The sequence below is a fragment of the Streptacidiphilus sp. MAP12-33 genome, assembly GCF_041261265.1.
Taxonomy (GTDB): Bacteria; Actinomycetota; Actinomycetes; order Streptomycetales; family Streptomycetaceae; genus Streptacidiphilus.
Window position 1 is genome coordinate 16,813 of the sequence record NZ_JBGCCA010000049.1, and the last position, 25,294, is coordinate 42,106.

A 25,294-nucleotide genomic window follows, 5' to 3' on the forward strand; every position below is an offset into this window, starting at 1 on the left:
GCTGAAGCTGCGCATGGCCGGGGGGACGATGGACGCAAACGTGGTCGCGCTACTCGTGGCGGTGGTCGGGATGCTGGGCACCCTCAGCTCGCCGATCGTCGGCCAGCGCCTCGCCGCACGCTCCCGGCAGGAGGAGCGGGAGGCCCAGCACCGCGACGCCGTCGACGCCCGGGTGCACCTGCGGTCGGAGTCAATCCTTCAGGAGAAGAAGGCCGCCTACGTCGCCTTCAACGGTGCCGCGCGCCGCTACCGCGCCCAGCTGATGACGCACCTCCACGCGGTGCACGAGGGGACTTTGGGCGAGCCGGACCGGACGGAACTCACCGAAACCCGTCGCACCTACCTCTCGGCGCTCGCCGAGGTCCAGATCGTGGCCCCGGACGAGGTGCTCGCCTCCGTCGAGGAGGTCATGACCCACCTCTCCTCGGCCTTCGACTCCATCAAAGCGCTGGAACGTGGCACCCCCAAGCCCGGCAGCTCGTTCGTGGAGGTGCGGGACAGGCTGCTCTCCGTCTGGGGGCTCTGGCACGCCATGCGCCGGCTCATCCGGATCGACCTCGGCCTGGAACCGGCCGACGCCGCCGCACCCGCCGAGCCGGCCGGAACCGCCGTCACACCAGACGTCGGGCCGTCGCCCAGCGAGTGAGCTCGTGACGGTTGCTCAGCTGGAGCTTGCGCAGCACCGCGGAGACATGGCTCTCGACCGTCTTGACCGAGATGAAGAGCTGCTTGCCGATCTCCTTGTAGGCGTAACCGCGCGCGATCAGCCGCAGTACCTCCCGCTCGCGCTGGGTGAGCCGGTCCAGGTCCTCGTCGACCGGCGGGGTGTCCGTGGCGGCGAAGGCGTCCAGGACGAACCCGGCCAGGCGGGGCGAGAAGACCGCGTCCCCGTCCCGGACCCGGAAGACGGCATCCACCAGGTCGGTGCCGGTGATCGTCTTGGTGACGTACCCACGGGCACCCCCGCGGATCACCCCGATCACGTCCTCGGCCGCGTCCGAGACGGACAGTGCCAGGAACTTCACGCCCTCCAGCGAGGCGCAGCGCCGCAGCACCTCGACGCCCCCGCCACCGGGCAGGTGGACGTCGAGCAGGACGACGTCGGGCATGGTGCTGGTGACCACGGAGACGGCCTGTTCGACGTCGGCGGCCTCACCGACGACGTCGACGTTGGTGCGCTCGGTCTGGCCGATCTCCGCACGGACACCGGTTCGGAACATCCGGTGGTCGTCGACGAGCACGACCCGCGCCGTGGGCTTGTCCATGTTCGCGCCGCTCATCCGCTCGCCCTCTCCATCTCCAGCTCGACCTCGGTGCCGCCCGCGGGGGCCGGACGGACGCGGGCGTGCCCGCCGTTGCGCTGCATCCGCCCGATGATCGAGCCACGCACGCCCATCCGGTCCTCCGGGACCGCGTCCAGATCGAAGCCGGGTCCGCGGTCACGGACGAACACCCACACCGTACTGCCCTCAACCTCCGCGTAGACGGAGACGGGCTCCCCGCCACCGTACTTGGCGGCGTTGACCATGGCCTCCCGGGCGGCCTGCAGCTGGGCGGCGAGCTTCTCGTCCATGGGGGCGTCCCCCACGCAGATCACCTCGACTGGGACCCCGTGGAGATCCTCCACCTCCGCCGCGACCTTGCGGACGGACTCGGCGAGCGTCTCCGGGGCGCCCTCGTCCTTGGAGGGGTCACCGGAGCGGTAGAGCCACTGGCGCAGGTCCCGCTCCTGGGCCCGGGCCAGGCGGGCAACCTCCTTGGGGTCGTCCGCGTGGCGGAGGATGAGGGTGAGTGTGTGTAGTACCGAGTCGTGGATGTGCGCAGCCACCTCGGCCCGCTCCTGGGCCCGGATGCGCTCACGCCGCTCGGCGGTCAGGTCCTGCCACATCCGCAGTAGATAGGGGCCGGCCAGCAGCAGCACCCCGGCCAGCACGACCAGGACCGCCTGCATCACCTTGCCGAACTCCGCCAGGGAGCCGGAGACCACCAGGAAGCTGATCACCCCGCCGGCGACCAGCACCACCCCCGCGCCCAGCCGCAGCGTCACCGCGCCCCGGCTGCTGTCGTCCAGCGAGAACCAACGCGCCCAGCGGGCGTCGTCGGCCTGCCGCCAGACCAGGGCCAGCCCGGCCCCGAAGATCAGCACCGGCCAGAAGTACGGATCGTCCTGGCCCGCGGTCAGGACGTTGACCAGCACCAGCACCCCCGCCAGCACGGCGGCCAGCACCAGCAGCCGGCCGCGGTCCCGCGCCCCGGGGCCCGGGCCACCCATCGCCTCGGGTGCGCCCTCGGGCTCTCCCCGGAAGAACTGCTGCAGTGCGGCCCGGGGACGTCGCAACGCGCCCCGCCGCCGCTCGCCACCGGTGGTCTCGGGCGACCCCGCCGGACGCCCCGCGACCCCGACCCCTCCGGCCCGGCCCATCGGCACCACGAACCAGAAGGCGGCGTACAAAACCAGCCCCAGACCCTGACCCAGCGTCAGCACCACGAAGGCGGCCCTCACCCAGAGCACTGGGATGCCCAGGTGGGCGGCGAGGCCACTGGCCACGCCACCGACCACGCGCCCCTCGGGGCGGCGGTAGAGCTTGCGGACCGGCGCCGCGGACGACGCGGCCGGATCGGTCCGCGGTTCCGGGCGGTCGGGGGTGAGGTCGCTGGTTGCCACGGACCGATCGTCACACGGCTCGCGGGCGAAAAGCATCAGGGTCGACCCCGAAGGTCGCCCTGGTTCCAGGTCGGCCCTGTGTCAGGGTTGGGCTCAGGGTTCGACCAGGGAGATGCCGGATGGGCACAGCAGCCGACGGCCTGCAGGATGGGGGCATGGACGCGACCACCAGCACGCACCCCCAACCGGACGGCGACTTCGTCCCGGACGGCGGCCAGGAGCCCGAGCGCTCCCGCCCGCCGCTCGAGCGCAGCGCCAGCCACCGGGTGGTGACGGGTGTCTGCGGCGGGCTCGGACGCCGGCTGGACATCGATCCGCTGGTCTTCCGCGTCGTCATCGCCGTGCTCTGTCTGTGGGGCGGTGTCGGGCTCTTCATCTACGGCGTGGCCTGGTTGATGATTCCGATGGAGGGCACGGGCAAGAACGAGCTGCAGCGCCTGATGTCGGGCCGGGTGGACGGACAGTCCCTCGGTGCGGTGCTGGTCACCGTGCTCGGCACCGGGATCTTCTTCTCCTACATGGGCGCCAAGGACCATGTGTTCCCGCTGCTGCTCATCGCGGCGCTGGCCTTCGCGGCTCTGCGCTACGACCCCAAGCGGCACCAGCTGCCGCAGCGCGAAACGGCTCCGCCGGTCGCGCCCGAGCCGCCCCCGGCCGCACCGAACTGGTGGCAGCGGCCCGATCCGCTGCTGAGGACCGCCGAAACGGCGGTCCCGGCCGACGAGGTCTCCCCGACCGATGCCGTGCCTGCGAGCGGGGTGCCCGACTGGGCGTACCCCGGGCAGTTCGAACCACTGCCCTTCCCCGCACCCGACCCAGGTGCACCCGACCCGGGTGCCGCCCGGTCCGCCGATCCCCGCCGGGTCCGCGGTCCCTGGGGCCTGCTCACGGTGCTGCTCGCAGCCGGCACGGCCGCCGCCGTCTACGGCGTCGGGAAGGCCCATCACGAGGTGAACGCCCTGGCCGTGCTGGCCTCGGCCCTCGTGGTCATGGCGCTGGGGCTCGCACTCAACGGGTTCCTCCGCCGGCGATCGACCGGCCTGACCGTGGTGGCGTTGCTGCTCTCGCTGGCCACGGTCACGGTCGGCGCCGCCCCCTGGCAGCACTGGTCCCACACGACGTGGGCCCCGGTCTCGGCCACACAGCTGCAGACCGACTACTCGCTGCGCTTCGGGGACGCCACCTTGGACCTGACCCAGGTCCGGCCCACCGCGGGCCAGACCGTCTCCGCCCACGTCAGCCTCGGAGCCGGGACCTTGCAGGTCCTGCTGCCGGGCACGGGGCCGGACGGTCCCGAGGTCAAGATCCACGCCCAGACCGGGGCGGGTCAGCTGCGGCTGCCCGACGGCACGAGGGTCTCGGGCGTAGGGGATTCGCACTCCATCGACCTCAACCAGGGTGGGGCGGCCGCGCACGGCACCATCCAGTTGGATCTCCAGATCGGTCTGGGACAACTGGAGGTGGTCCAGTGACGCCGCCGCCCGCACCCCGCCGGGTGCAGCTCTTTCCGGTGCTCGCCGGTCTGGTCCTGCTCGTCGTCGCGGTGCTCTACCTGCTCCAGTCGGCGGGGGTCCTGCGGCTTCAGGGCCGGGTGGTCCTGCCCCTGGAGGCGGCCGGCCTGGTCGTGGCCGGCCTGCTGGCCTCCGTCTACGCCCGCTCGCGAGTGCGCCGGGACAGGAGCCAGGCGTCCAGCGACAGATAGGGCGTGCCCGCGAGGACCAACGGCAACCAGGCCATCAGGTAGATCAGGTCGTTGCCGAGGAAGTACGGGTAGGTCTGCCAGCTGACGGTGAGAAACAGGCTGAGGTTCAGCAACGCCCCGCCGAGCGCCGCGACCCGGCCCAGCAGGCCGACGAGGGTGCCGATCCCCACGGCCAGCTCGCCGAGCGCGAAGACGACCGCGAACGCGGTCGGGGCCTTGAGGGCCAGGCTCAGCAACGGGCCGATCGGGCTGACGTCCTTGAGACCCTGGGTCATCGCGGCGAAGGAGGACGGGTCGGAGAGTCCGTGGAGGTAGTGCGGGTCGGTGAACTTGAAGAGGGCGGCGTAGATGAACGTCACCCCCAGGAAGACCCGCAGGGGCAACAGCGCGTAGGTGGTGCCTCGTGCCTTCAGACGCTCCCGCGTCAGTGTTCCACCCATGTCTGCGGCTCCTGGCCTTCCTCGACGGCGAACTCGGTCCCCGGTTACTACGCTGCGGCACCGGGGCCGGTTCAGCCCTCGTCGAATGCTCCGTCCAGGGCGTCGGCGTGTCCTGCGGCCAGGGGCTGGTAGTTGACCCAACCGGCAAGGTCGCTGCCGATCTGGTCCCGGGTCAGCAGGGCGCTCTCGTGGTCGATCGGGACGAGCTTGCCGGCCGCCTGCGCCAGGAGCTGGACCTGGCAGGAGCGCTCCATGGTGACGAACCACCAGGCGGCGGCGTCGACGGTACTGCCGACCGTCAGCAGCCCGTGGTTGCGCAGCACCACGGCCTTGTGGGGCCCGAGGGCGGCACCGATGCGGCGACCTTCCTCACGATCGAGCACGACCCCGGTGTAGTCGTCGAAGAGGGCGTGGTCCTGGTAGAAGGCGCACACGTCCTGGGTGATCGGGTCGAGCAGCTGCCCGAGCGCGGAGAAGGCGCGTCCGTGGGTGGAGTGGCTGTGGGCGGCCGCCACAACATCGGGGCGGGCGGCGTGCACCTCGGAGTGGATCGCGAAGGCGGCCTGGTTGACGTGGTGCCGACCGTGGACGACCCGGCCCTCGTGGTTGACCAGGAGCAGATCGCTCTCCTTGATCAGCTTGAAGGACATCCCGAACGGGTTGACCCAGAAGTGGTCGGTCCACTCGGGGTCGCGCGCCGTGATGTGCCCGGCGACACCCTCCTCGAAGCCGAACTTGCCGAAGAGACGGAGTGCCGTCACCAGCCGGGCCTTGCGGTGTGCCCGCTCCTCCTCCACCGTCGCGAAGCTGGGCGGCATGGCGAAGTGGAGCTGGTCCAGAGGGATCGGCTGCGGAGCTGGGTTCGTCATGAGCGGAAGTTACCGCTCGGTTGCGCAATGCACCAGAGGGCGGCCCGCCAACGGCAACGGGCCCCAGCCGGAACGGCTGGGGCCCGTCAAGCCAGGGAGGACTACTCCCACTCGATGGTGCCCGGCGGCTTGCTGGTCACGTCGACCACGACGCGGTTGACGTCACGCACCTCGTTGGTGATGCGGGTGGAGATCTTCTCCAGCACCTCGTAGGGCAGGCGCGACCAGTCGGCGGTCATCGCGTCCTCGGAGGAGACGGGGCGCAGCACGATCGGGTGGCCGTAGGTACGTCCGTCACCCTGAACGCCGACGGAGCGGACGTCCGCCAGCAGCACGACCGGGCACTGCCAGATCTCGCGGTCCAGGCCGGCCGCGGTGAGCTCGGCGCGAGCGATCGCGTCGGCCTCGCGCAGCAGGTCGAGACGGTCCTTGGTGACCTCGCCGACGATGCGGATGCCCAGGCCGGGGCCGGGGAAGGGCTGCCGCTGGACGATCTCCTCCGGCAGGCCCAGCTCCTGGCCGACCATCCGGACCTCGTCCTTGAACAGCTTGCGCAACGGCTCGATCAGCTGGAACTCCAGGTCCTCCGGGAGCCCGCCGACGTTGTGGTGCGACTTGATGTTGGCCGTGCCGGTACCACCGCCGGACTCGACAACGTCCGGGTAGAGCGTGCCCTGGACCAGGAACTCAACCGGCTCACCGGAGGCGCCGGCCTCGGCGATGATCTCCACCTGGGCCTGCTCGAAGACCCGGATGAACTCGCGACCGATGATCTTGCGCTTCTCCTCGGGGTCGGTGACCCCGGCCAGCGCGGTGAGGAAGCGCTCCTCGGCGTCGACGACCTTGAGCTTGACGCCCGTGGCCGCGACGAAGTCCTTCTCGACCTGCTCGGTCTCGCCCTTGCGCATCAGACCGTGGTCGACGTAGACGCAGGTCAGCTGGTCGCCGATGGCGCGCTGCACGAGGGCCGCGGCCACGGCGGAGTCCACGCCGCCCGAGAGGCCGCAGATCGCCCGCTTGCTGCCGACCTGGGCGCGGATCGCGGCGACCTGCTCCTCCACCACGTTGGTGGTGGTCCAGGTCGGGGCCAGGCCCGCACCGCGGTAGAGGAAGTGCTCCAGCACCTGCTGCCCGTGGGTGGAGTGCATCACCTCGGGGTGGTACTGGACGCCGTAGAGGCGCTTGGCGTCGTTCTCGAAGGCGGCGACCGGGACGACGCCGGTGGACGCCGTCACGGTGAAGCCCTCGGGCGCGGCCGAGCAGGCGTCGCCGTGCGACATCCAGACCGGCTGCGTGGCGGGCGTGCCCTCGAACAGGGTCGAGCCGGGCTGGGAGACGGCGAGCGGGGTGCGGCCGTACTCACGGGCGCCGCTGTTGTCGACGACGCCGCCCAGGGCCGTGGCCATGAGCTGGAAGCCGTAGCACATGCCGAAGACCGGCACGCCGGCCTCGAACAGGGCCTTGTCGACGGTGGGTGCTCCCGGCTCGTAGACCGAGGACGGTCCGCCGGAAAGGATGATCGCCTTGGGGTTCTTGGCGAGCATCTCGGAGACCGGCATGCTGTGGGGCACGATCTCGCTGTAGACACGGGCCTCTCGGACACGCCGAGCGATGAGCTGGGCGTACTGCGCGCCGAAGTCGACGACCAGAACGGTGTCGACGGCGCTGTCCGCGGGGTCGGGGGTCGCTGATGCCACAGTGCGGCCTTCCGGCGGTTGCTATGGGGGGTCGACCCTCATTCTAACGGTCGAGCCGCCGACCCCCGACACATCCGGGCGCGGCGGTGATCACACCCGGCCGCGGCAGAGCTCCAGCAGGAGCATGGCGATCTCGGTACCGGACGAACCGAGCTGCGCGCGGTAGCGGTCCAGGATCTCCATCTCGCGGGTCAACGACAGCCTGGGGCCACCGGCGGCGATGCGGGCCGTCTGCACCTCGGCCGAAACGGCGACCCGGCGGCGCACCAGCTCCAGGATGTCGGTGTCGAGTGCGTCGATCCGGCCGCGCGCGTCGGCGATGAGGGCCTCGGCCTCCTGCTTGGTCAGCACGGCGCTGCCGACGGCGGAAGAGGCCTCGGCAGCCGAGGGCGTCAGGGTCTGGGCGGTCATGATCTCGGTCATGGGGTGTTCTCCGGGGTTCGGCCTCGGAGCCGAGAGCCCGGAAACGATGAAGACGCCCCTGGGCCATCGGCCCGGGGCGCCTTCAGGGGTCTGCGTCAGTTCAGACGGCATCACCATGGCGACCGGAGCCTCCGGTGCCATAGGTAAAGAAGTAGGCCATCTGGAACATGCTGCGATGGTAGCGCGTGACCCGGCGACAGGAGAATCGTTGTCCCCCATGACCGCACGGGGTTCGCGTCTCCGCCAGGGACGGGTTCCAGCCTCCTTCCGGGGGCGATCGTGCGGCAGGCAGGACCACGCGTGGGAGTGAACCCAGTCCGTGGACGCGATGAGGCGTACGCCGTGGCGTGCGCCGTGGGACCTCGCGGCCACGCTGTGACCGGACAGCAGGGGACAGCGGCCCGGTTGCGACTGCGGAGACGGGGTGGCCGGCGAGGGGGACGCCCGGAGTCGGCCATCCCTGATCCCCTCCGTCCCGGAAAGTCCCCGCATCGGTTCGTCGTCCGCCCTGTCAGCGACAACGCGTACGCGGGGTGGCGCTGCGCCACCCCGGCGCATGGCGGGTTCCGCGCTACCGGCCCTCTCCAGGGGTCGATCCTTGCGGAGCGTGACGAAATTCCACCGTGCCGAAGTCTGTCGAACTGGTTGCGCCAAGCGGGCCATATCCCCCACGATGCTGGTGAGGGGGTGGACCACAGGCGGCGGAGACGCCCGGAGGAAAGCCGGTCCCGGCGGCCGTGCCAGGCTGGTCACCGACGGCATTCGGTGACGTTCAGTAGCGATTCAGCCTCAACCCGAGTGTGGCAGGCGCGCACACGTGTCGTGCGCCCCCACGTTCACCAGAGCCAACCATCCGACGGCACCCTCCCCCGGTGCCGTTGCCACAGCACCGACGCCGCCCTGACGTCGCGTGCTGACAGCAAGGGGCCCCGTCTTCCCCCGCGGGGCCCCTTGCCTCTTCTCCATGCGTCCTCTCCACCCTCCCGGCCACCGAATGGGCGCCCAAGGACCAGGCAGCCGCCGACCGGGACGCCCTGGTCAGATCGCGACGGTCAGATCGCGACAGCAGCCTCGTCGTCGGCCTGTGCGTCGGGCATGAGAGGGATGGGGAGCTGGTTGAAGGCGTAGTAGAGCGCCAGCACCAGATGCAGGCCCAAGGTGAGCACCGGGGAGACGAAGCTGAGCCCGACCAGGATCGGATAGACGATCGTGCCCGCGGCGAAGCGCAGCCGGGTGCGCCGGGCGGCCTCGGCGTCCACACGCTTGTCGAAGAGGTGTCCGGTCCGGGTCAGCCACCACCACAGCGACTGGAAGGTCACCGCGTGGGCGACCATGAAGCCGCTGAAGACGGCGACGGCGACCTCCGCCGGGCCCGGCTTGGTCAGCCAGTCCGACACCAGGGCGGTCGGGAAGGGCAGCGCCGCCACGACCAGGAGCAGCAGCAGGTTGAGCACCAGCAACCCCCGGTCGACCCGGGCCACGTAGCCGAAGACGGTGTGGTGGTTCAGCCACATGATGCCGATGACCAGGAAGCTGACGAGGTACGAGTCGTAGGCCGCCCAGATGTGTCCAAGGGCCTTCCAGGCATCGACGCTGGTGACCACCTTGGTGTGCGGGTCCACCGCGAGCTGCAGGACCAGCAGGGTGATCGCGATCGCGAAGATTCCGTCACTGAACGCCTCGACGCGCCCGGATTCGTTCATGAGCGGCAACTCTAGAGGCCGACCAGGAACTTGGTGGTCGATCAGCTCATCCGGGGGGACGCGTTCCGGGGCGGACGCGTTGCCGCGCCCGCCCCGACGCGGGCTACTCCGTCTCGCGGGCCGGCACCTTCGGCACCGCCAGCAGCGGCAGCCGCAGCGCGCCGAAGGCGCTCTCCGGCACGACCGGGCGGTGTGGGGCGACGGCGGCGACGCGCTGGTACTCCTCGCCCTGGGCGGGGCGCGGGTCGGCCTCGCCCTTGTTCGGCCAGAAGGCCATCGCCCGCTCGGTCTGCGCGGTGATGGTCAGCGAGGGGTTGACGCCGAGATTGGCGGAGACGGTGGAGCCGTCGGCCACGGTGATCCCCGGGTAGCCCCACAGCCGCTGGTAAGGGTCCACGACGCCGCGCTCGGGCGAGGCGCCGATGACACAGCCACCGAGGAAGTGGGCGGTCAGGGTCCGGCCCATCAGATCGCCGACGTTGCTGCCCGGGAAACCGCCGATCTCCGACGCGACAGCGCCGGCGGCCACCTCGGCGGCGGGGATGAACTTGGGGTTCGGCGCGCCGTGGCCCTGACGGGAGCTCAACTGCCCCTTGAGCAGGCCGCTCCTGCGGCGCGAGACCACGACGGAGTTGTCCAGCGACTGCATGACCAGGCCGATGATGGTCCGCTCGGACCAGCGGCGCTTGTCCAGCACCCGCAGCAGCAGGTCGGGGCGGACGATCGAGCGGCCGACGGCGCGCAGCAGCCGCGGCGCCCGGCCCTCCCCCGGCACCTGCAGCGTCGTCATCAGGCTCATCGCGTTCGAGCCCTTGCCGTAACGGACCGGCTCGATGTGGGTGTTCGCGTCGGGGTGGACCGAGGAGGTGATGGCCACGCCCTTGGTGAAGTCGGCGCGCGTGCCGTAGCGGCTGTCCGTGGTCATCGCCCCGACGATCGCCTCGGAGTTGGTGCGGGTCAGCTCGCCGAGGCGGGCCGAGATGCCCGGCAGCACGCCCTCGTCGCGCAGCTTGTGCAGCAGCTTCTGGGTGCCGTAGGTGCCGGCCGACACCACGACGTGCTTGGCGCGGACGGTCCGGAAGCCGTTCTTGGCGGGGTTCTTCGAGCGGGAGTCGGTGCGGCGGGTGTCGACGGCGTAGCCGTCGCCGTCGACGCGGATCGCGGCCACCGTGGTCATCGGGAGGATCTCCGCGCCCGCCTTCTCGGCGAGGTAGAGGTAGTTCTCCGTCAGCATGTTCTTGGCGCCGTGGCGGCAGCCGGTCATGCACTCGCCGCACTCGGTGCAGGCGCGGCGCTTCGGGCCGACGCCGCCGAAGTACGGGTCGTCCACGGCCGCGCCCGGCTCCGCCTTCGCGCCGTCGCCGCCGCAGTCCTTGCCGTCCCCGAAGAAGACGCCGACGGGGGCCATGTGGAAGGTGTCGCCGTAGCCGAGCTTCTCGGCCGCGGCCTTCAGATGCACGTCGGAGGGGGTGACCGTGGGGTTCTTGCGTACCCCGAGCATGCGCTGCGCCTGGTCGTAGTAGGGCGCGAGCTCGGCCGACCAGTCGGTGATCTCCTTCCACTGCGCGTCCTGGAAGAAGGCCTGCGGCGGAACGTAGAGGGTGTTGGCGTAGTTGAGCGAGCCACCGCCCACCCCGGCACCGCCCAGCACCATCACGTTGTCCAGCACGTGGATGCGCTGGATGCCGTAGAGGCCGAGGGCGGGCGCCCAGACGTAGTTCTTGGTGTCCCAGGAGGTCTTCGGCAGGGTCTGCGGCGTGAACCGGCGGCCGGCCTCCAGCACGCCGACCTTGTAGCCCTTCTCGGTCAGCCGCAGGGCCGACACGGAGCCGCCGAAGCCGGAGCCGACGACCACGACGTCGTAGTCGTAGCCCGCGTCGGCCGTCGGTGTCGGCTGCCCCTGGTCCTGAGAACTCATCTACGCGCCCGCTTTCGGAGGTGGGTGGGAGTGCAGTGCAAAGGAGTGCAGTGCAAAGAGGGGGTGCCTACTTGAAGCGCAGCGCCTTGAGCATCCCGAGGGACTTGCCGAGCAGCCTGGCGTAGCCCTCGTCGTCGAGGCCGAAGGACGGCGTCATCTGGATGAGCCGCTGCACGGCGACGGTCTGCACTTCGGTGTACTTGAGGATGCCCTCCGAGCCGTGACGGCGGCCGATGCCGGAGTCGCCCATGCCGCCCATGGGCGCGGCGACGCTCGCGTACGCCGGGGCGTAGCCCTCGTTGACGTTGACGGTGCCGCTGTGCAGCCGGGCCGCGACGGACTTGGCACGGCGCAGGTTCTTGCTCCAGACGCTGGAGTTGAGGCCGTAGGAGGTGCTGTTGGCGCGGGCGATGGCCTCCTCCTCGTCGTCGAAGCGGTAGATCGAGACGACGGGACCGAAGGTCTCCTCGTTGCACACGGCACTCTCGGTGGTCACGCCGTCGAGGATGGTCGGCTCGAAGAACAGCGGGCCGACGTCGGTGCGCGGCTTGCCGCCGGTCAGGACGGTGGCGCCGTTCTTGACGGCGTCCTCCACGTGACGGGTGACGGTGTCGAGCTGGCGCTGGGAGACCAGCGAGCCCATGTCGGCGCCCCAGGAGAGGCTGTTGCCGAGCTTGAGCGCCTTGGTGCGGGCGACGAACTTCTCCAGGAAGGCGTCCGCGACCGAGGAGGCGACGTAGAGCCGCTCGATGGAGATGCACAGCTGGCCGGCGGAGGAGAAGCAGGCGCGGGCGGCGCCCTCGGCGGCCTTGTCCAGGTCGGCGTCGGCGAGCACCAGCATGGCGTTCTTGCCGCCCAGTTCCATCGAGGCGCCGATCAGCCGGGCGGCAGCGCGCTGGGCGACGTCGCGGCCGGTGCGGGTGGAGCCGGTGAAGGAGACGTAGTCGGCGTGGGCGACGACCTCGGGGCCGACGACGGGGCCGTCGCCGATCACGATCTGCCACAGCTCCGCCGGCAGGCCCGCCTCGACCATCAGCTCGCGGGCGCGCAGCGCGGTGAGCGCGGTCTGCGTGTCGGGCTTGGTGACGACGGCGTTGCCCGCGACGAAGGCGGGGACGGCGTCGCCGGTGAACAGGGCGAGCGGGTAGTTCCAGGGCGAGATCTGGCCGATGACGCCCTTGGGCTGGCGCAGCTCCAGGACCTGGGTGAGCACCGGGAAGACCCCGCCGCGGCGGCGCGGCTTGAGGTAGCCGGCGCCTGCGCGCCCGTAGTGGCGGGCCTCGATGGCGGAGGCGAGGACCTCCTCGAAGGCGTGCGCGCGGGCCTTGCCGGTCTCGGCCTGGACCAGGTCGAGCAGCTCGTCCTTGTGCTTGAGAACGAGGTCGTGGAAGCGCAGCAGTACGGCCGCGCGCTCGCGCACGGGGCGCTTGGCCCAGTCGCGCTGGGCGGCGCGGGCACGCACGAAGGCGGTCGCGACGTCGGCCGGCGAGGACTCGGGGATCTGCGCGAGCACGTCGCCCGTGAACGGGCAGCGGCTGCTCGCCAGCGTCGGCTCGGCTCCGGTCACGACGGCACTGACCAGCCGGGCGACCAGCTGCGGCGGCACGGCGTCGGCGACGCTCCGCGCGCCGGGGGTGGCCACGGGGTTGCCCTGGACGGCAGTGCTGCTGCCGGTGCTGATGTCAGTCATGCCAGGCAGCGTAGGCGCTTTCGGGCCGTTGCGATACCCACCAGTAACAGAAACCGTTCCGGTTACGAACCGTTTGTGCGCACCTGATCCCGTCCCCGAGTTTCACGTGCCACCAGCCCTGCCACCACGCCCTGCCATCCAGCCCTGTTGCCCACACTCCGGCGCCCATGCCCTGTCACCCACGGGCCGCTCGCCGTCGCGCGGCCCTCAGACCAGCTCCGCCACGGCCGTGCCGACCGCGCGGTGGAAGGTCGGATAGGCCCAGATCGTCGAGGCGAGCTCGGCGAGCGGGACGCGTGCCGAGACGGCGAGCGAGAGCAGGCCGAGGACCTCGCCGCCGGTGGGACCGGCCGAGGTCGCGCCGACCAGCACGTCGTCCTCGGCGACCAGCTTGACGAAGCCCGCGTTGCCGTTCGTCCCGTGGACGAAGCCCCGGCTGCTAACGGCCAGGTCCGTCGTGGCCGCGCGGACCCGGCGGCCCTCCGCACGGGCCTGCGCCTCGGTCAGACCCACCGCGCCGATCTCCGGATCGGTGAAGGTCACCCGCGGCACCGCGTGGTAGCGGGCCGGGGCGCCGCCCCGGCCGAGGATCGCCCGCACGGCCACATCCGCCTGGTACATGGCCATGTGCGTGAACGCGCCCTTGCCGGTCACGTCCCCGATCGCCCACACCCCGACCGGCCAGACACCCTGAGTGCCGACCACCCGCAGCCGCTCGTCCACGGGGACGGCCCGCGCCTCGGAGCCGAGGCCCAGCACCCCGCCGCCGATCCGGTCCAGGGCGATCCTGCGGCCCGTCGCGACGAGCATCCGCTCCGCCGAGAACCGCTCCCCGCGCTTGCACAGCATCTGGAAGCGGCCGTCGCGGTACTCCACGCCCTTCACCTCGACGCCCGTGTGCACGGACAGGCCGTCGGCGGTCAGCACCCGCATCAGCAGGTCCCCGGCCTCGGGCTCCTCGCGACCCAGCAGCCGCGGGCCCACCTCGACCACGGTGACCGCGCAGCCCAGCCGCTGCCAGGCCTGGCCCAGCTCCAGCCCGATGGCCCCGCCGCCGAGGATCAACAGCGACTCGGGCAGTTCCTCGGCCTCGATCAGCTCGCGGTTGCTCCAGTACGGCGTGGCGGTCAGCCCCGGCACCGGAGGTGCCACCGGCTCCGACCCCGCCGCCAGCACGATGGCCTGACGGGGCCTCAGCACCGTCTCCCGGCCGTCCGCGCCGAGCACGGTGACCTCGCCGGGGGCGGTCAACCGGGCGGTGCCGCGCAGGAACCGGCCGCCGCGCCCGGTGAACCGGTCGACGGCCACCTTGTCGTTCCAGTCGTCGGTGGCCTCCCGGACCCGCCGGGCGACGGGCCGGAACTCGGGGTGCACCCGGACGATGCCGGCCATGCCGGGAATCCGCCGGGCCTCACCGACCAGGTCCGCCGAGCGCACCATGATCTTGGAAGGAATGCAGCCCCAGTACGGGCACTCGCCCCCGACCAGCCGCTCGTCCACACCGACCACGTCCCAGCCGGCGTCGGCCAGCCGTCCGGCCACGTCCTCGCCCCCGGGGCCCATCCCGATGACGACCGCGTCCGGGGTCTCTCGCACCGTTGACGGCATGACGGCCTCCCGGTGAGCAGGTGAACTTCGGGGGACGGCTCGGTTCACACCACGGTACCGGGCTACTGGCCGCCTGGCACGACGAGTGTCTGCAGAACTTCCTCGAACAGGGCGTAGCCGGCCTTCCACTCGGTGTCCGGGTAGGCGACGAAGAAGTCGTACTCGTTCCCGTTGGGCGCCTTGTAGAACTGGTACATCTCGTGCCGCAGCTCGTGGGTCTTCGCGTCGACGAACGTGAACTCGAACTGGGCGCCAGGGGAACCCTTGTAGGTGTTCGCGCCGAAGTTGATGTACTTGTACGAGTGGTCGTTCGCGACAACCTGGTCGCGGATGCCCTCGGCCTGCTTCAGCGCGGAGTGGGTGACCCCCAGGGTCACCCCGAACCGGATCAGGTACCTGCCGTTGTTCGGACTGTAGTCGATCCGGCCGAGGCCCTTGCTCGCGTCGCGGACCCAGTCCTGGCTGCCGGTCGGCACCCCGAAGGTGAAGCCCCCATCCGGGTCGGTGACCCGGATGTAGCCCTGCGGCACCGTCTGCGGGTCGGCGGTCTGCGCCGGGGCGGAGGGGCCGGTGTCGTTCGCGCTCGTGCTGCTCTGGTGGCGGTGGTTGTACCAGTACGTCCCGCCGGCCCCGGCCGCGCCGGCGACCAGCGCCGCCACCAGCAGCCAGGCCCAGCGCCGCCCACGGCGCGGACGTCGCGGCGCGACGCCGGCGACCGGGGCGGCCTCCCGCGGCGCACCGGACTCGGACCCGAGGCGCTCGGTGCGCGAGGTCCTGTACCCGGCGTCGTACCCGGATTCGTAGCCCGCCTCGTCCGCGAACAGCGGCCCGCCGAGTGCGCGCGGCGTGCCCGAGGCGGAGGCCGGGACGTGCGGAGTGTTCTGTGCGGGCACACGGGCCGTCGGCCCGGTGGGCAGACCACCGGCCCGCCCGGCCGAACCGGCCGCCGAACCGCCGGCCGCCGTGCCGCCCAGGGCGGAACCGTCCAGCGCCGTACCGCCCGGCCCGGCGCCGTCCGCCGCGCCGTTCAGAGCCGTACCGAGCGCGGTCGGGGTGTAACCGAAGTAGCTGGGGCCGGGGTCCGTCTCCGCTCCCAGCCCGCCCTGCCGGTCCACCAGAGGGACGGCCTGGGTCGGGGTGCGCAGCGGGCTGCCGCCCAGGGTGCCCAGCGTGATGTTGGTGGTGTGACCCGCCGCGATGCCCTCCAGCATGCGGCGCACGTCCGCCGCCGGCGGACGCTGCTGCGGCTCCTTGGCCATCAGCGCCTGGAGCACCGGCGCCAGCGCGCCGGCGTTGCGCGGCTCGGGGAGCGGGTCGGTGACGACGGCGGCGAGCGTGGTCAGCGGCGACTCGCGGCGGAACGGGGACTGGCCCTCCACCGCCGCGTACAGGGTCGCGCCGAGCGCCCACAGATCCGACTCCGGGCCGGGACGGCCGCCGTGGACGCGCTCGGGCGCCAGGTAGTCGGGCGAGCCGACCAGGTCGCCGGTGCGGGTGAGCGCGGAGTCGCCGACGAAGGTGGCGATGCCGAAGTCCGTCAGCACCACGCGGCCCGTGCCGCGCTCCAGCAGCACGTTGGCGGGCTTCACGTCGCGGTGGATGACCCCGGCCAGGTGGGCGCGCTCCAGGGCGGAGAGCACCTGCGCGCCGATCCGCGCGGCCTCGCGGGGATCGATGACCCCGTCCTGCTCGACGAGCTCGGACAGCGAGCGGCCGACGATCAGCTCCATCACGATCCACGGCTTGCCGTCCTGCTCGACGACGTCGTGGATGGTGATGACACCCGGATGCTTGATCCGTGCGGCCGCGCGGGCCTCCTGCTTCATCCGGGACTGGACGATCTGCAGGTCCTCCTCGGCCAGGTGGCCGACGGAGAGCTCCTTGACCGCGACCTCGCGGTCGAGCATCTGGTCCGTCGCGCGCCACACCGTGCCCATGCCGCCGCGCCCCAGGCGCGCGCCCAGCAGGTATCTGCCCGCGAGCACGCGGCCCGCCTCCGTACCCACCGACTGCCCCCTTGTCGCGAATCCTGCCGTCTTCCCGTTCCGCGGCAGGAACCGCGGTACGCGCACCCTATCCCTACCCTCGGACGCGGCGCCGTCCCGGGCACGGCCTTGAGACCGGGATGTGACGCTTCGGCAGCGAAGGTCCCGCCTCCCGTCCGGAGGACGGCCCGCGGACTCAGCCCTTGAGGCTCGCCGCCAGCGCCAGAGTGACCAGGACCACAAGGATAATCACACCCACGAGCACGGGTCCCAGCAGCGCGTTCCCACGTCTCGGGGCCGCGTGGTGGTGCCGCTCCGGAGTCCGTTCGACCGGTTCGTCCGGGCCACCGCCGAGACCGTGCGACCCGCGCGAGCCGCGTGCCCCGCGCGAGCGCTGCGCGGGCACTCCACCCGGTCGCGGCGCCGGAAGTCGCGTCCCGGTCGGAAGCTCGACGAAGCCGGCCCCGGCCCCCGGCGGCAACGCGTCGAGCTGCGCCTCCCGGTCCAGCGGCTCGGGGGCGCGCAGCAGCAACTGCCGCAGCGCGGCCCGTACCTGGGTGAGGCCGGGGCGACGCGCGGGGTCCTGGTCGAGCAGCCGGTCCAGCAGCGGACGCAACGGGCCCGCAGGGCGCGTGTCCGGACGGAAACCGGCCCGGACCGCACCGAACAACTCCTCGACGCTGCTCTCCGGGTACGGCGGCACACCGGTGACCGAGCGATAGAGCAGCACGCCGAGCGCCCAGGCGTCCGCGGCCGGGCCGACCGGCAGCCCCGCGCCGCCGACGATGCCCAACTGCTCGGGTGCCCACCGCTCCGGCGCGGCACCGACGATGACGGCCCGTGCGTCCCGCGCCCGCACCCGCGCCGGGCTCCACAGCGCCGTCGGCACCGAGGACCCCGCCTCGACGGTGCCCGGTCCCCCGCACAGCGCCTCCTGGGCGGCGGCGACCGCGAGGCCGCCGAGCAGGGCGGCGCCGTCCTCGCAGACGGTGACCGTGGACGCGGTCAGATTGCCGTGCACCAACCCGGCCCGATGGACCGCCTCCAGTCCGGCGCTGACGTCGTACGCCAACTCGGCCGCCCGGTACGGCGACAGGGGCGCGCGCTCCAGAACCTGCGAGAGCGGCACACCGGCCACCCACTCGCCCGCCACCCACAGGTAGCCGTCCTCGGCGAAGACCTGGAAGGCCTGGCTCAGCCGGGGATGGTCGGGCACCGCCTGGGCCGCAGCCGCCGCGTGCCGCAGGGCCAACGTCCGCGCGTCACCGCCACCGCGGCCGACGCCGCCACCGCCATCACCGACGCCGACGCCGACGCCGACGCCGACCGGCGGGCGTATCCGGGCCCCGGCCGGTGCCCCGGCACGCTCCGCGCCGTCGGCTGCCGCCGGGCCGTCGCCGAAGGCATCCTCGCCGAGGGCGTCCTCGGCGAAGGCGTCGTCAGCGAAGGCGTCGCTGCCGAACGCACCACCGTCGAGCGAGTCCTGGCCGAACACGTCCCCGCCGAACGCGTCCTGGTCGAAAGGCGTCACCAGCTCCGGCAGCGGCACCGCCTCCAGCAGCACCGGTGCGCCGCTGCGCAGATCACGGGCCTCGACCGCGCCGCCGCGGCGCCGCTCGGTCAGCTGGTAGCGCTCGGCGAGAAGCCGGCCACCGGACGCCTTGGCCATCGCTGTCAGCCCCCCGCCGGCTCGAAGCTCTTGAAGAATTCGTCGACCAGCGTGACGTTGCGCGCGCCCTGCCAGGTCAGCTGAGGCGCGGTCCAGTAGATCGCGTAGCCGTGCGTCGCGTCCACCACGAAACCACGGTTGAGCGAGTGGCGCTGGACCAGGCCGGAACGGAAGGTCCACTCCCAGTCCGCGGCGTCCCACCCGCGGTAGCCCACCTTGGCCAGGCGCAGCAGGTGGTAGTCGGTGAGGGTGGCCGCGACCCGCGGCTCCTCGTTCTGCCAGGCCGCCAGCGCACCGGACTTGGCCGGGTGCGCGGTGAAGTCGAGGACCAGCGTGCCGGCCGGACCGGTCCAGCTGACCCGGGTGGCGGTGCGCGCGGTCTCCCGCCACCCGACCGGGATCGCGATGCTGGACCCGCCGGGCCCGACGACCTGGTGGAAGCCGGAGGCGGCCGGGTTCTTGCCCCCGCTCGGCGCGGCGGTGCCCGCACCCGCGCCGGAGGAGCCCGGCGCGCCGACACCGGAGGAGCCCGCGCGCGGCGAGGACGAGGCCCCGTCCTGGCTCGTCCCGTTCCTGCCCGAGCCGGTGTTGCGGTTCAGTGCGGCCACGGCGGCGGTGACCAGCAGCACCGCCGCGACCACGATCACGGCGACCACCAGTGGACGGCGGCGCGCACCGGCCCGGGACACCGGGGAGGCGGGCGAGGCCGGGTCGGCAGCGGACCCCGGGTAGCCGGCGGACATCTGACGGGTCGGGTCTCCGGAGAACATCGGTACCCCGGACGACATCGGAGCCCCCGAGGAGGCCGTCGGGACAGGCCCGGCAGCGTGCGGGTGCGCGGCGGGCCGCGTGACCGGCTGCGTGACGGTGGGCGTCACACGGGTCGGCGGCGTGCCCGGCACCGGCTGGACCCGGGTCGGGTCCGGAACCGGAACCGCCTGCGTCGGTGCCTCGGCCGCCGTGCCCAGCTGCGCCGTCGCGCGGGCCCGGCGCTCGTACTCGCCGATGACGCCCCGCAGCATCGTCCGCGTGGTCGACGCGTCGAGCCGCTGGGCCGGGTCCTTGCGCAGCAGACCGGAGACGACGGGCTGGAGCAGCGTGTCGCCGGTCAGCAGCGGCACCGGCTCGGTGATCACCGCCGTCAGCGTCGACAGCGCCGATCCCTTGTCGTAGGGCGGCACGCCCTCGACCATCGCGTGGAGCGTGGCCCCGAGCGACCACAGGTCCGCCGGCGGGCCGGGGACGTGGCCGCGGGCCCGCTCCGGCGAGATGTACGAGGGCGCGCCGACGAGCATGCCCGTCGAGGTGACGGACGGGTCCCCCTCGACCCGGGCGATGCCGAAGTCCGTCAGCACGACCCGGCCGTCGTACCCGATCAGCACGTTGGACGGCTTCACGTCCCGGTGCAGGATGCCCACCCGGTGCGCCTCGGCGAGGACGCCGACCAGCTCCAGCGCCACCTCGGCGGCCCGCTGCGGCGGCAGGACGCCCTCGATGCGGATCACCTCGCTGAGCGAGCGGGACTCGACCAGCTCCATGACGATCCAGGGACGGCCGTCCTCCTCGACCACGTCGAAGACGGTGACGGCGCCGTTGTGGCGGATCCGCGCGATCGCCTTCGCCTCCGTCAGGGTCCGCGCGACGAGCCGGTGCTGCTCGTCCTCGTCCACTCCGGCGGCGAAGCGCAGCTCCTTGACCGCGACGTCCCGCCCGAGGAACTCGTCCGCGGCCCGCCAGACGGTGCCCATGCCGCCTTGGCCGAGGACCGCGGTCAGGCGGTACCGCGAGGCGAGGAGCATGCCGGTGCCGTCCGGTTGCGTGTCGCTCATCCGCGAGGTCCCTCCGGGGTGGGGTGCGTGCCGCTTGGCGCTCGGCGCTGTCGCGGACCATCCTGCCGTGAAGGACGCAAGAGTAGGCACTCAGGGTTCGGTTGCGATCCGCGAGGGCACGGGAGTCCCTACTTCAGCGGAACGATGTCCGGCGCTCCGAGGCGGGCCGCGTCGGCGGTGAGGTCGTCGGGCTGTTCCTGGGACTCCCGCTCCGCGGCGACGCGGACCCGGTAGTGCTCGATCTCCTTGTCGATCTGCGCCTTGTCCCAGCCCAGTTCGGGCGCCATCAGGGCGGCCGCCTCCGCCATGACCGCGGTGCCGCGGTCGAAGGTCTCGATGGAGATGCGGGTACGGCGCGCGAGCACGTCGTCGAGGTGGCGGGCGCCCTCCGCGCGGGCGGCGTAGACGACCTCCGCGCGCAGGTAGTCGTCCGCGCCGTTGAGCGGTTCGGCCAGGCCCGGTTCCTCGGCGATGAGTTGCAGCACCTCCTCGGCCAGCGCGCCGTAGCGGTTCAGCAGGTGCTCGACGCGGGCGACGTGCAGGCCACTGCTCCGGGCGAGCTCGCCCCGCGCGTTCCACAGCGCCCGGTAGCCCTCCGCGCCGGCCAGCGGGACGGTGTCCGTGCAGCAGCGCGCCACCCTCTGGTCCAGCCCGTGCACGACCTCGTCGACCGCGTCCTTGGCCATCACCCGGTAGGTCGTGTACTTGCCGCCCGCCACCACGACGAGTCCCGGCGCGGCGTGCTGCACCACGTGCTCGCGGCTGAGCTTCGACGTCGCCTCGGACTCGCCCGCGAGCAGCGGGCGCAGCCCGGCGTAGACGCCCTCGACGTCCTCCCGCGTCAGCGGCATGGCCAGGACGCTGTTCACGTGTTCCAGCAGGTACTCGATGTCCGCGCTGCTGGCGGCCGGGTGGTCCTTGTCGAGGGTCCACTCGGTGTCGGTCGTGCCGACGATCCAGTGGCGGCCCCACGGGATGACGAACAGGACGCTCTTCTCGGTGCGCAGGATCAGGCCGGTCGAGGAGTGGATGCGGTCGCGAGGCACGACCAGGTGGATGCCCTTGGACGCGCGCACGTGGAACTGGCCGCGCTCGCCGACCATCGCCTGCGTCTCGTCGGTCCACACCCCGGTGGCGTTGACGATCTGGCGGGCCCGGATGACGAACTGACCGCCCGTCTCCAGGTCGTGCACGCGCGCGCCGACGACGCGCTCGCCCTCGCGCAGGAATCCGATGACGCGCGCCCGGTTGGCGACGTGCGCGCCGTAGGAGGCGGCGGTCCGCACGAGCGTGGTCACGAAGCGCGCGTCGTCCATCTGCGCGTCCCAGTACTGGATCGCGCCGACCAGCGCGTCCTTGCGCAGCGCGGGCGCCTGGTGCAGGGCCTGACGGCGGCTGAGGTGGCGGTGCAGCGGCAGGCCCCGGCCGTGGCCGGAGGAGACGGACATGGCGTCGTAGAGGGCCACGCCGGAGCCGACGTAGGGACGCTCCCAGCCCCGCCCCACCAGCGGGTACAGGAAGGGCACCGGCTTGACCAGGTGCGGGGCGAGCCGCTCCAGCAGCAGGCCGCGTTCCTGCAGGGCCTCCTTGACGAGGGCGAAGTCCAGCATCTCCAGGTAGCGCAGCCCGCCGTGGATCAGCTTGCTCGAACGCGAGGAGGTGCCGGCCGCCCAGTCCCGTGCCTCGACGAGCCCGGTGACCAGGCCGCGTGTCGCGGCGTCCAGCGCGGTCCCGGCGCCGACGACGCCGCCCCCGACGACCAGGACGTCGAGCTCTCGCTCGGCGAGGGACGCGAGCGCCGCCGCACGCTCGATGGGACCCAGCTTGATGCTTCGCATGACGCCTCCGCTTATCCGCTCCGCTGATCCACAGTACGGAAGGCGTGGCGGGATACGGCTAAAGGCACGGAGTCAGTTGCAGGAACCTTCAGGGCCGCGAGGACCTGCCCGACGATCCCCCCAGCCTTCGGCCGGGACCTGCCCGACGATCCCCCCAGCCTTCGGCCGGGAGGCGCCCCGGAGGTGCCCCACCGACGAGCGGGTGGTCCCCGGTAACAGGGCCATCCGCACGCCGGTGGTTGCTCGCGCCCACGCAGGGCACCTCCCGGCCGAAGGCTGGGAAAGGAGCCGCAGATCGGCGGAGCCGCACCTCGGCAGGGCCTCGCGCCCCTTGAGCGCTACCGCGCTCAGCGCGCGACGGTGACCTCGACGCGCTGGAACTCCTTGAGCTCCGAGTAGCCCGTCGTCGCCATCGCGCGACGCAGCGCGCCGAACAGGTTCATGGTGCCGTCCGGGGTGTGGGACGGGCCGAGGAGGATCTCCTCGGTGTTGCCGACCGTGCCGAGGTCGACGCGCTTGCCGCGCGGCAGCTCCTCGTGGACGGCCTCGCTGCCCCAGTGGAAGCCGCGGCCGGGCGCGTCCGTCGCACGCGCGAGCGCCGCGCCGATCATGACGGCGTCGGCGCCGCAGGCGATCGCCTTCGACAGGTCACCGGAGAAGCCCACGCCGCCGTCCGCGATGACGTGGACGTAGCGGCCGCCGGACTCGTCCATGTAGTCGCGGCGCGCGGCGGCGACGTCGGCGACGGCGGTGGCCATCGGGACCTGGATGCCCAGCACGGTGCGCGTGGTGTGCGCGGCGCCGCCGCCGAAGCCGACCAGGACGCCGGCCGCGCCGGTCCGCATCAGGTGCAGGGCGGCGGTGTAGGTGGCGCAGCCACCCACGATGACCGGGACGTCGAGCTCGTAGATGAACTGCTTGAGGTTCAGCGGCTCGGCGGCGCTGGAGACGTGCTCGGCGGAGACGGTCGTGCCGCGGATCACGAAGATGTCGACGCCGGCGTCCACGACGACCTTGGAGAACTCGGCGGTGCGCTGCGGCGACAGGGCGGCGGCGGTGACGACGCCGGACTCGCGAATCTCCTTCAGGCGCTGCGTGATCAGCTCGGCCTTGATCGGCTCGCGGTAGATCTCCTGGAGGCGGCGCGTGGCGACGGCCTCGTCCTTGATCTCGGTGATCTCCTGGAGCAGCGGGCGCGGGTCCTCGTAGCGGGTCCACAGGCCCTCGAGGTTCAGCACACCGAGGCCGCCGAGGCGGCCGATGGCGATGGCCTGCTCCGGGGAGACGACGGAGTCCATCGGGGCGGCCAGGAACGGCAGCTCGAAGCGGTAGGCGTCGATCTGCCAGGCGATCGAGACCTCCTTCGGGTCGCGCGTGCGGCGGCTCGGAACGACCGCGATGTCGTCGAAGGCGTACGCCCGCCGGCCCCGCTTGCCCCGCCCGATCTCGATCTCGGTCACCAGAACTGCTCCCTCGGTTGTGCTCAGCGACTACCAGCGCCCAGTATCTCGCACAACGCCGGAGGGGCCGCCTAAGCGGCCCCTCCGTGAGATGACTCGTCGCGGACGCGGACTACTTCGAGGAGTAGTTCGGCGCCTCGACGGTCATCTGGATGTCGTGCGGGTGGCTCTCCTTCAGACCGGCCGAGGTGATCCGGACGAAACGCGCGTCGCGCTTCATCGCGTCGACCGACTCGGCGCCCACGTAGCCCATGGACTGACGCAGACCGCCGACCAGCTGGTAGATGACCGAGCCGACCGGGCCGCGGTAGGCGACCTGGCCCTCGATGCCCTCGGCGATCAGCTTCTCGTCGGAGGTGACGTCGCCCTGGAAGTAGCGGTCCTTGGAGAAGGACTTGGCCTGGCCGCGGGACTGCATGGCACCCAGCGAGCCCATGCCGCGGTAGGACTTGAACTGCTTGCCGTTGATGAAGAGCAGCTCGCCCGGCGACTCCTCGCAGCCGGCCAGCAGGCTGCCCAGCATGACGCTGTCGGCACCGGCGGCCAGGGCCTTGCCGATGTCGCCGGAGTACTGCAGGCCACCGTCACCGATCAGCGGCACGCCGGCCACGTTGGCCGCGACCGCGGCCTCGTAGATCGCGGTGACCTGCGGGACGCCGACACCGGCGACGACGCGGGTGGTGCAGATGGAACCCGGGCCGATGCCGACCTTGATGCCGTCCACACCGGCGTCGATCAGCGCCTGGGCGCCGTCACGCGTGGCGACGTTGCCGCCGACCACGTCGGCCTTGACGGCCGACTTGATCTTGGACATCCAGTTCAGCGCGTTGCGGTTGTGGCCGTGGGAGGTGTCCACCACGATGAAGTCCGCACCCGCCTCGGCCAGCGCGATGGCCCGGTCCAGCGCCTCCGCGGAGGCGCCGACGGCGGCACCGACGATGAGGCGGCCCTCGGAGTCCTTGGCGGCGTTCGGGTACTGCTCGGCCTTGACGAAGTCCTTGACCGTGATCAGGCCCTTGAGCTTGCCGTCACCGTCGACGAGCGGCAGCTTCTCGATCTTGTGGCGGCGCAGCAGCGCCATCGCGTCGACGCCGGAGATGCCCACCTGGCCGGTGATCAGCGGCATCGGGGTCATGATCTCGCGCACCTGGCGGCTGCGGTCCGGCTCGAAGGCCATGTCGCGGTTGGTGACGATGCCGAGGAGACGGCCCTCGCCGTCCGTGACCGGGACGCCGGAGATCCGGAACTTGGCGCACAGCGCGTCCGCCTCGGCCAGCGTGGCGTCCGGGGAGACCGTGATCGGGTCGGTGACCATGCCCGACTCGGAGCGCTTGACCAGGTCGACCTGGTTCACCTGGTCCTCGATGGACAGGTTGCGGTGCAGCACGCCAGCGCCGCCCTGACGGGCCATGGCGATCGCCATCCGGGCCTCGGTGACCTTGTCCATGGCGGCGGAGAGCAGCGGGATGTTCACCCGCACATTGCGCGAGACACGCGAGGAGGTGTTGACCGCATTGGGCAGGACCTCGGAGGGGCCCGGCAGCAGCAGCACATCGTCGTAGGTGAGCCCGAGCATGCCGAACTTCTCGGGGACTCCAGCTGCGTTGTAAGACATGACACCCTTCCCGAAGTGGATCCGCGGACCTGGGGCGGGGTGCTGGTGGCCGCACCCGCCCGACGCGGCACGGCGCCTTGCGGGGGCCGCGTGGGTGAGCAGCTCGGCACCGTTGACTAATTCTACCGGGCCCCGTGAGGCACCCTTGCGCATCCGTAACAACTGAGGTAGCAGTCACATTCC

General features: G+C 72.1%; 19 protein-coding genes. 3 read left to right on the forward strand and 16 right to left on the reverse strand.

All coding sequences use genetic code 11. The annotated features are described in order from the left end of the window. The first annotated feature begins 28 nt into the window (after window positions 1–28). Window positions 29–646, forward strand: coding sequence for a hypothetical protein (locus tag ABH931_RS35675; protein WP_370123084.1), 618 nt, complete (start codon window positions 29–31; stop codon window positions 644–646). On the opposite strand, the gene ABH931_RS35680 is transcribed toward ABH931_RS35675, so the two are convergent. Together ABH931_RS35680 and ABH931_RS35685 are read right to left on the reverse strand one after the other, a co-directional pair. After that, window positions 612–1,280, reverse strand: coding sequence for a response regulator transcription factor (locus ABH931_RS35680; protein WP_042451868.1), 669 nt, complete (start codon window positions 1,278–1,280; stop codon window positions 612–614). The genes ABH931_RS35675 and ABH931_RS35680 overlap by 35 nt on opposite strands. Beyond that, window positions 1,277–2,665, reverse strand: a complete 1,389-nt coding sequence (locus ABH931_RS35685) for a PspC domain-containing protein (RefSeq protein WP_370123088.1) — start codon at window positions 2,663–2,665, stop codon at window positions 1,277–1,279. Before ABH931_RS35685 ends, ABH931_RS35680 begins: the two co-directional genes overlap by 4 nt. Window positions 2,666–2,820: 155 nt before the next feature. Here ABH931_RS35685 and ABH931_RS35690 point away from each other — a divergent pair, with 155 nt between their 5' ends. Together ABH931_RS35690 and ABH931_RS35695 are read left to right on the forward strand one after the other, a co-directional pair. Next, window positions 2,821–4,137, forward strand: coding sequence for a PspC domain-containing protein (locus ABH931_RS35690; protein ID WP_370123091.1), 1,317 nt, complete (start codon window positions 2,821–2,823; stop codon window positions 4,135–4,137). Further along, window positions 4,134–4,367, forward strand: coding sequence for a hypothetical protein (locus tag ABH931_RS35695; protein ID WP_370123093.1), 234 nt, complete (start codon window positions 4,134–4,136; stop codon window positions 4,365–4,367). Before ABH931_RS35690 ends, ABH931_RS35695 begins: the two co-directional genes overlap by 4 nt. Here ABH931_RS35695 and ABH931_RS35700 read toward each other — a convergent pair. The 14 genes from ABH931_RS35700 to guaB all read right to left on the reverse strand — a co-directional run bounded on the left by ABH931_RS35700 (window position 4,313) and on the right by guaB (window position 25,111). Beyond that, entirely contained in the window at window positions 4,313–4,807 is a 495-nt protein-coding gene (locus ABH931_RS35700) for a DoxX family protein (protein WP_370123095.1), read from the reverse strand. The genes ABH931_RS35695 and ABH931_RS35700 overlap by 55 nt on opposite strands. A 71-nt stretch (window positions 4,808–4,878) precedes the next feature. After that, the gene (locus ABH931_RS35705; protein WP_370123097.1) at window positions 4,879–5,676 is read right to left on the reverse strand and encodes a class II aldolase/adducin family protein; all 798 of its coding nucleotides are present in this window, start codon (window positions 5,674–5,676) and stop codon (window positions 4,879–4,881) included. 101 nt (window positions 5,677–5,777) lie between these two features. Then, entirely contained in the window at window positions 5,778–7,373 is a 1,596-nt protein-coding gene (guaA, locus tag ABH931_RS35710) for a glutamine-hydrolyzing GMP synthase (RefSeq protein WP_370123100.1), read from the reverse strand. Window positions 7,374–7,463: 90 nt separating this feature from the next. Then, entirely contained in the window at window positions 7,464–7,796 is a 333-nt protein-coding gene (locus ABH931_RS35715) for a chorismate mutase (protein ID WP_370123103.1), read from the reverse strand. 1,052 nt (window positions 7,797–8,848) lie between these two features. Then, a complete protein-coding gene (locus ABH931_RS35720; RefSeq protein ID WP_370123106.1) occupies window positions 8,849–9,499 on the reverse strand; it encodes a TMEM175 family protein in 651 nt (216 codons plus the stop codon). Window positions 9,500–9,602: 103 nt separating this feature from the next. After that, the gene (locus ABH931_RS35725) at window positions 9,603–11,417 is read right to left on the reverse strand and encodes a GMC family oxidoreductase N-terminal domain-containing protein (RefSeq protein ID WP_370123109.1); all 1,815 of its coding nucleotides are present in this window, start codon (window positions 11,415–11,417) and stop codon (window positions 9,603–9,605) included. Between the two features lie 67 nt (window positions 11,418–11,484). Continuing rightward, entirely contained in the window at window positions 11,485–13,107 is a 1,623-nt protein-coding gene (locus ABH931_RS35730; protein ID WP_370123112.1) for a succinic semialdehyde dehydrogenase, read from the reverse strand. A gap of 207 nt (window positions 13,108–13,314) precedes the next feature. After that, complete coding sequence (locus ABH931_RS35735; RefSeq protein ID WP_370123115.1) at window positions 13,315–14,715, reverse strand: NAD(P)/FAD-dependent oxidoreductase; 1,401 nt, start codon at window positions 14,713–14,715, stop codon at window positions 13,315–13,317. A gap of 62 nt (window positions 14,716–14,777) precedes the next feature. Then, window positions 14,778–16,700 carry a serine/threonine-protein kinase gene (locus ABH931_RS35740; protein ID WP_370123117.1) on the reverse strand — a complete coding sequence of 641 codons (1,923 nt, stop codon included), beginning with the start codon at window positions 16,698–16,700 and terminating at the stop codon, window positions 14,778–14,780. Window positions 16,701–16,896: 196 nt separating this feature from the next. After that, window positions 16,897–18,369 (reverse strand): hypothetical protein, encoded by a 1,473-nt coding sequence (locus tag ABH931_RS35745; protein WP_370123120.1) that lies wholly within the window; start codon window positions 18,367–18,369, stop codon window positions 16,897–16,899. 5 nt (window positions 18,370–18,374) lie between these two features. Then, the gene (locus ABH931_RS35750) at window positions 18,375–20,198 is read right to left on the reverse strand and encodes a protein kinase (RefSeq protein ID WP_370123123.1); all 1,824 of its coding nucleotides are present in this window, start codon (window positions 20,196–20,198) and stop codon (window positions 18,375–18,377) included. Window positions 20,199–20,326: 128 nt separating this feature from the next. Then, window positions 20,327–22,036, reverse strand: a complete 1,710-nt coding sequence (locus tag ABH931_RS35755; protein WP_370123126.1) for a glycerol-3-phosphate dehydrogenase/oxidase — start codon at window positions 22,034–22,036, stop codon at window positions 20,327–20,329. A 347-nt stretch (window positions 22,037–22,383) separates the two neighbouring features. Beyond that, window positions 22,384–23,496, reverse strand: a complete 1,113-nt coding sequence (locus tag ABH931_RS35760; protein ID WP_370123128.1) for a GuaB3 family IMP dehydrogenase-related protein — start codon at window positions 23,494–23,496, stop codon at window positions 22,384–22,386. A gap of 112 nt (window positions 23,497–23,608) precedes the next feature. Next, window positions 23,609–25,111, reverse strand: a complete 1,503-nt coding sequence (guaB, locus tag ABH931_RS35765) for an IMP dehydrogenase (protein ID WP_370123131.1) — start codon at window positions 25,109–25,111, stop codon at window positions 23,609–23,611. Window positions 25,112–25,294: the final 183 nt, after the last annotated feature.

Bases quoted from the DNA above. Each gene is read 5' to 3' on its own strand.
- ABH931_RS35755 (WP_370123126.1), bottom strand. From the start codon at position 22,036: ATGCGAAGCATCAAGCTGGGTCCCATCGAGCGTGCGGCGGCGCTCGCG.
- ABH931_RS35720 (WP_370123106.1), bottom strand. From the start codon at position 9,499: ATGAACGAATCCGGGCGCGTCGAGGCGTTCAGTGACGGAATCTTCGCG.
- ABH931_RS35680 (WP_042451868.1), bottom strand. From the start codon at position 1,280: ATGAGCGGCGCGAACATGGACAAGCCCACGGCGCGGGTCGTGCTCGTC.
- ABH931_RS35750 (WP_370123123.1), bottom strand. From the start codon at position 20,198: ATGAGCGACACGCAACCGGACGGCACCGGCATGCTCCTCGCCTCGCGG.
- ABH931_RS35690 (WP_370123091.1), top strand. From the start codon at position 2,821: ATGGACGCGACCACCAGCACGCACCCCCAACCGGACGGCGACTTCGTC.
- ABH931_RS35705 (WP_370123097.1), bottom strand. From the start codon at position 5,676: ATGACGAACCCAGCTCCGCAGCCGATCCCTCTGGACCAGCTCCACTTC.
- ABH931_RS35730 (WP_370123112.1), bottom strand. From the start codon at position 13,107: ATGACTGACATCAGCACCGGCAGCAGCACTGCCGTCCAGGGCAACCCC.
- ABH931_RS35735 (WP_370123115.1), bottom strand. From the start codon at position 14,715: ATGCCGTCAACGGTGCGAGAGACCCCGGACGCGGTCGTCATCGGGATG.
- ABH931_RS35725 (WP_370123109.1), bottom strand. From the start codon at position 11,417: ATGAGTTCTCAGGACCAGGGGCAGCCGACACCGACGGCCGACGCGGGC.
- ABH931_RS35715 (WP_370123103.1), bottom strand. From the start codon at position 7,796: ATGACCGAGATCATGACCGCCCAGACCCTGACGCCCTCGGCTGCCGAG.
- ABH931_RS35675 (WP_370123084.1), top strand. From the start codon at position 29: ATGGACGCAAACGTGGTCGCGCTACTCGTGGCGGTGGTCGGGATGCTG.
- ABH931_RS35700 (WP_370123095.1), bottom strand. From the start codon at position 4,807: ATGGGTGGAACACTGACGCGGGAGCGTCTGAAGGCACGAGGCACCACC.
- ABH931_RS35745 (WP_370123120.1), bottom strand. From the start codon at position 18,369: ATGGCCAAGGCGTCCGGTGGCCGGCTTCTCGCCGAGCGCTACCAGCTG.
- guaB (WP_370123131.1), bottom strand. From the start codon at position 25,111: ATGTCTTACAACGCAGCTGGAGTCCCCGAGAAGTTCGGCATGCTCGGG.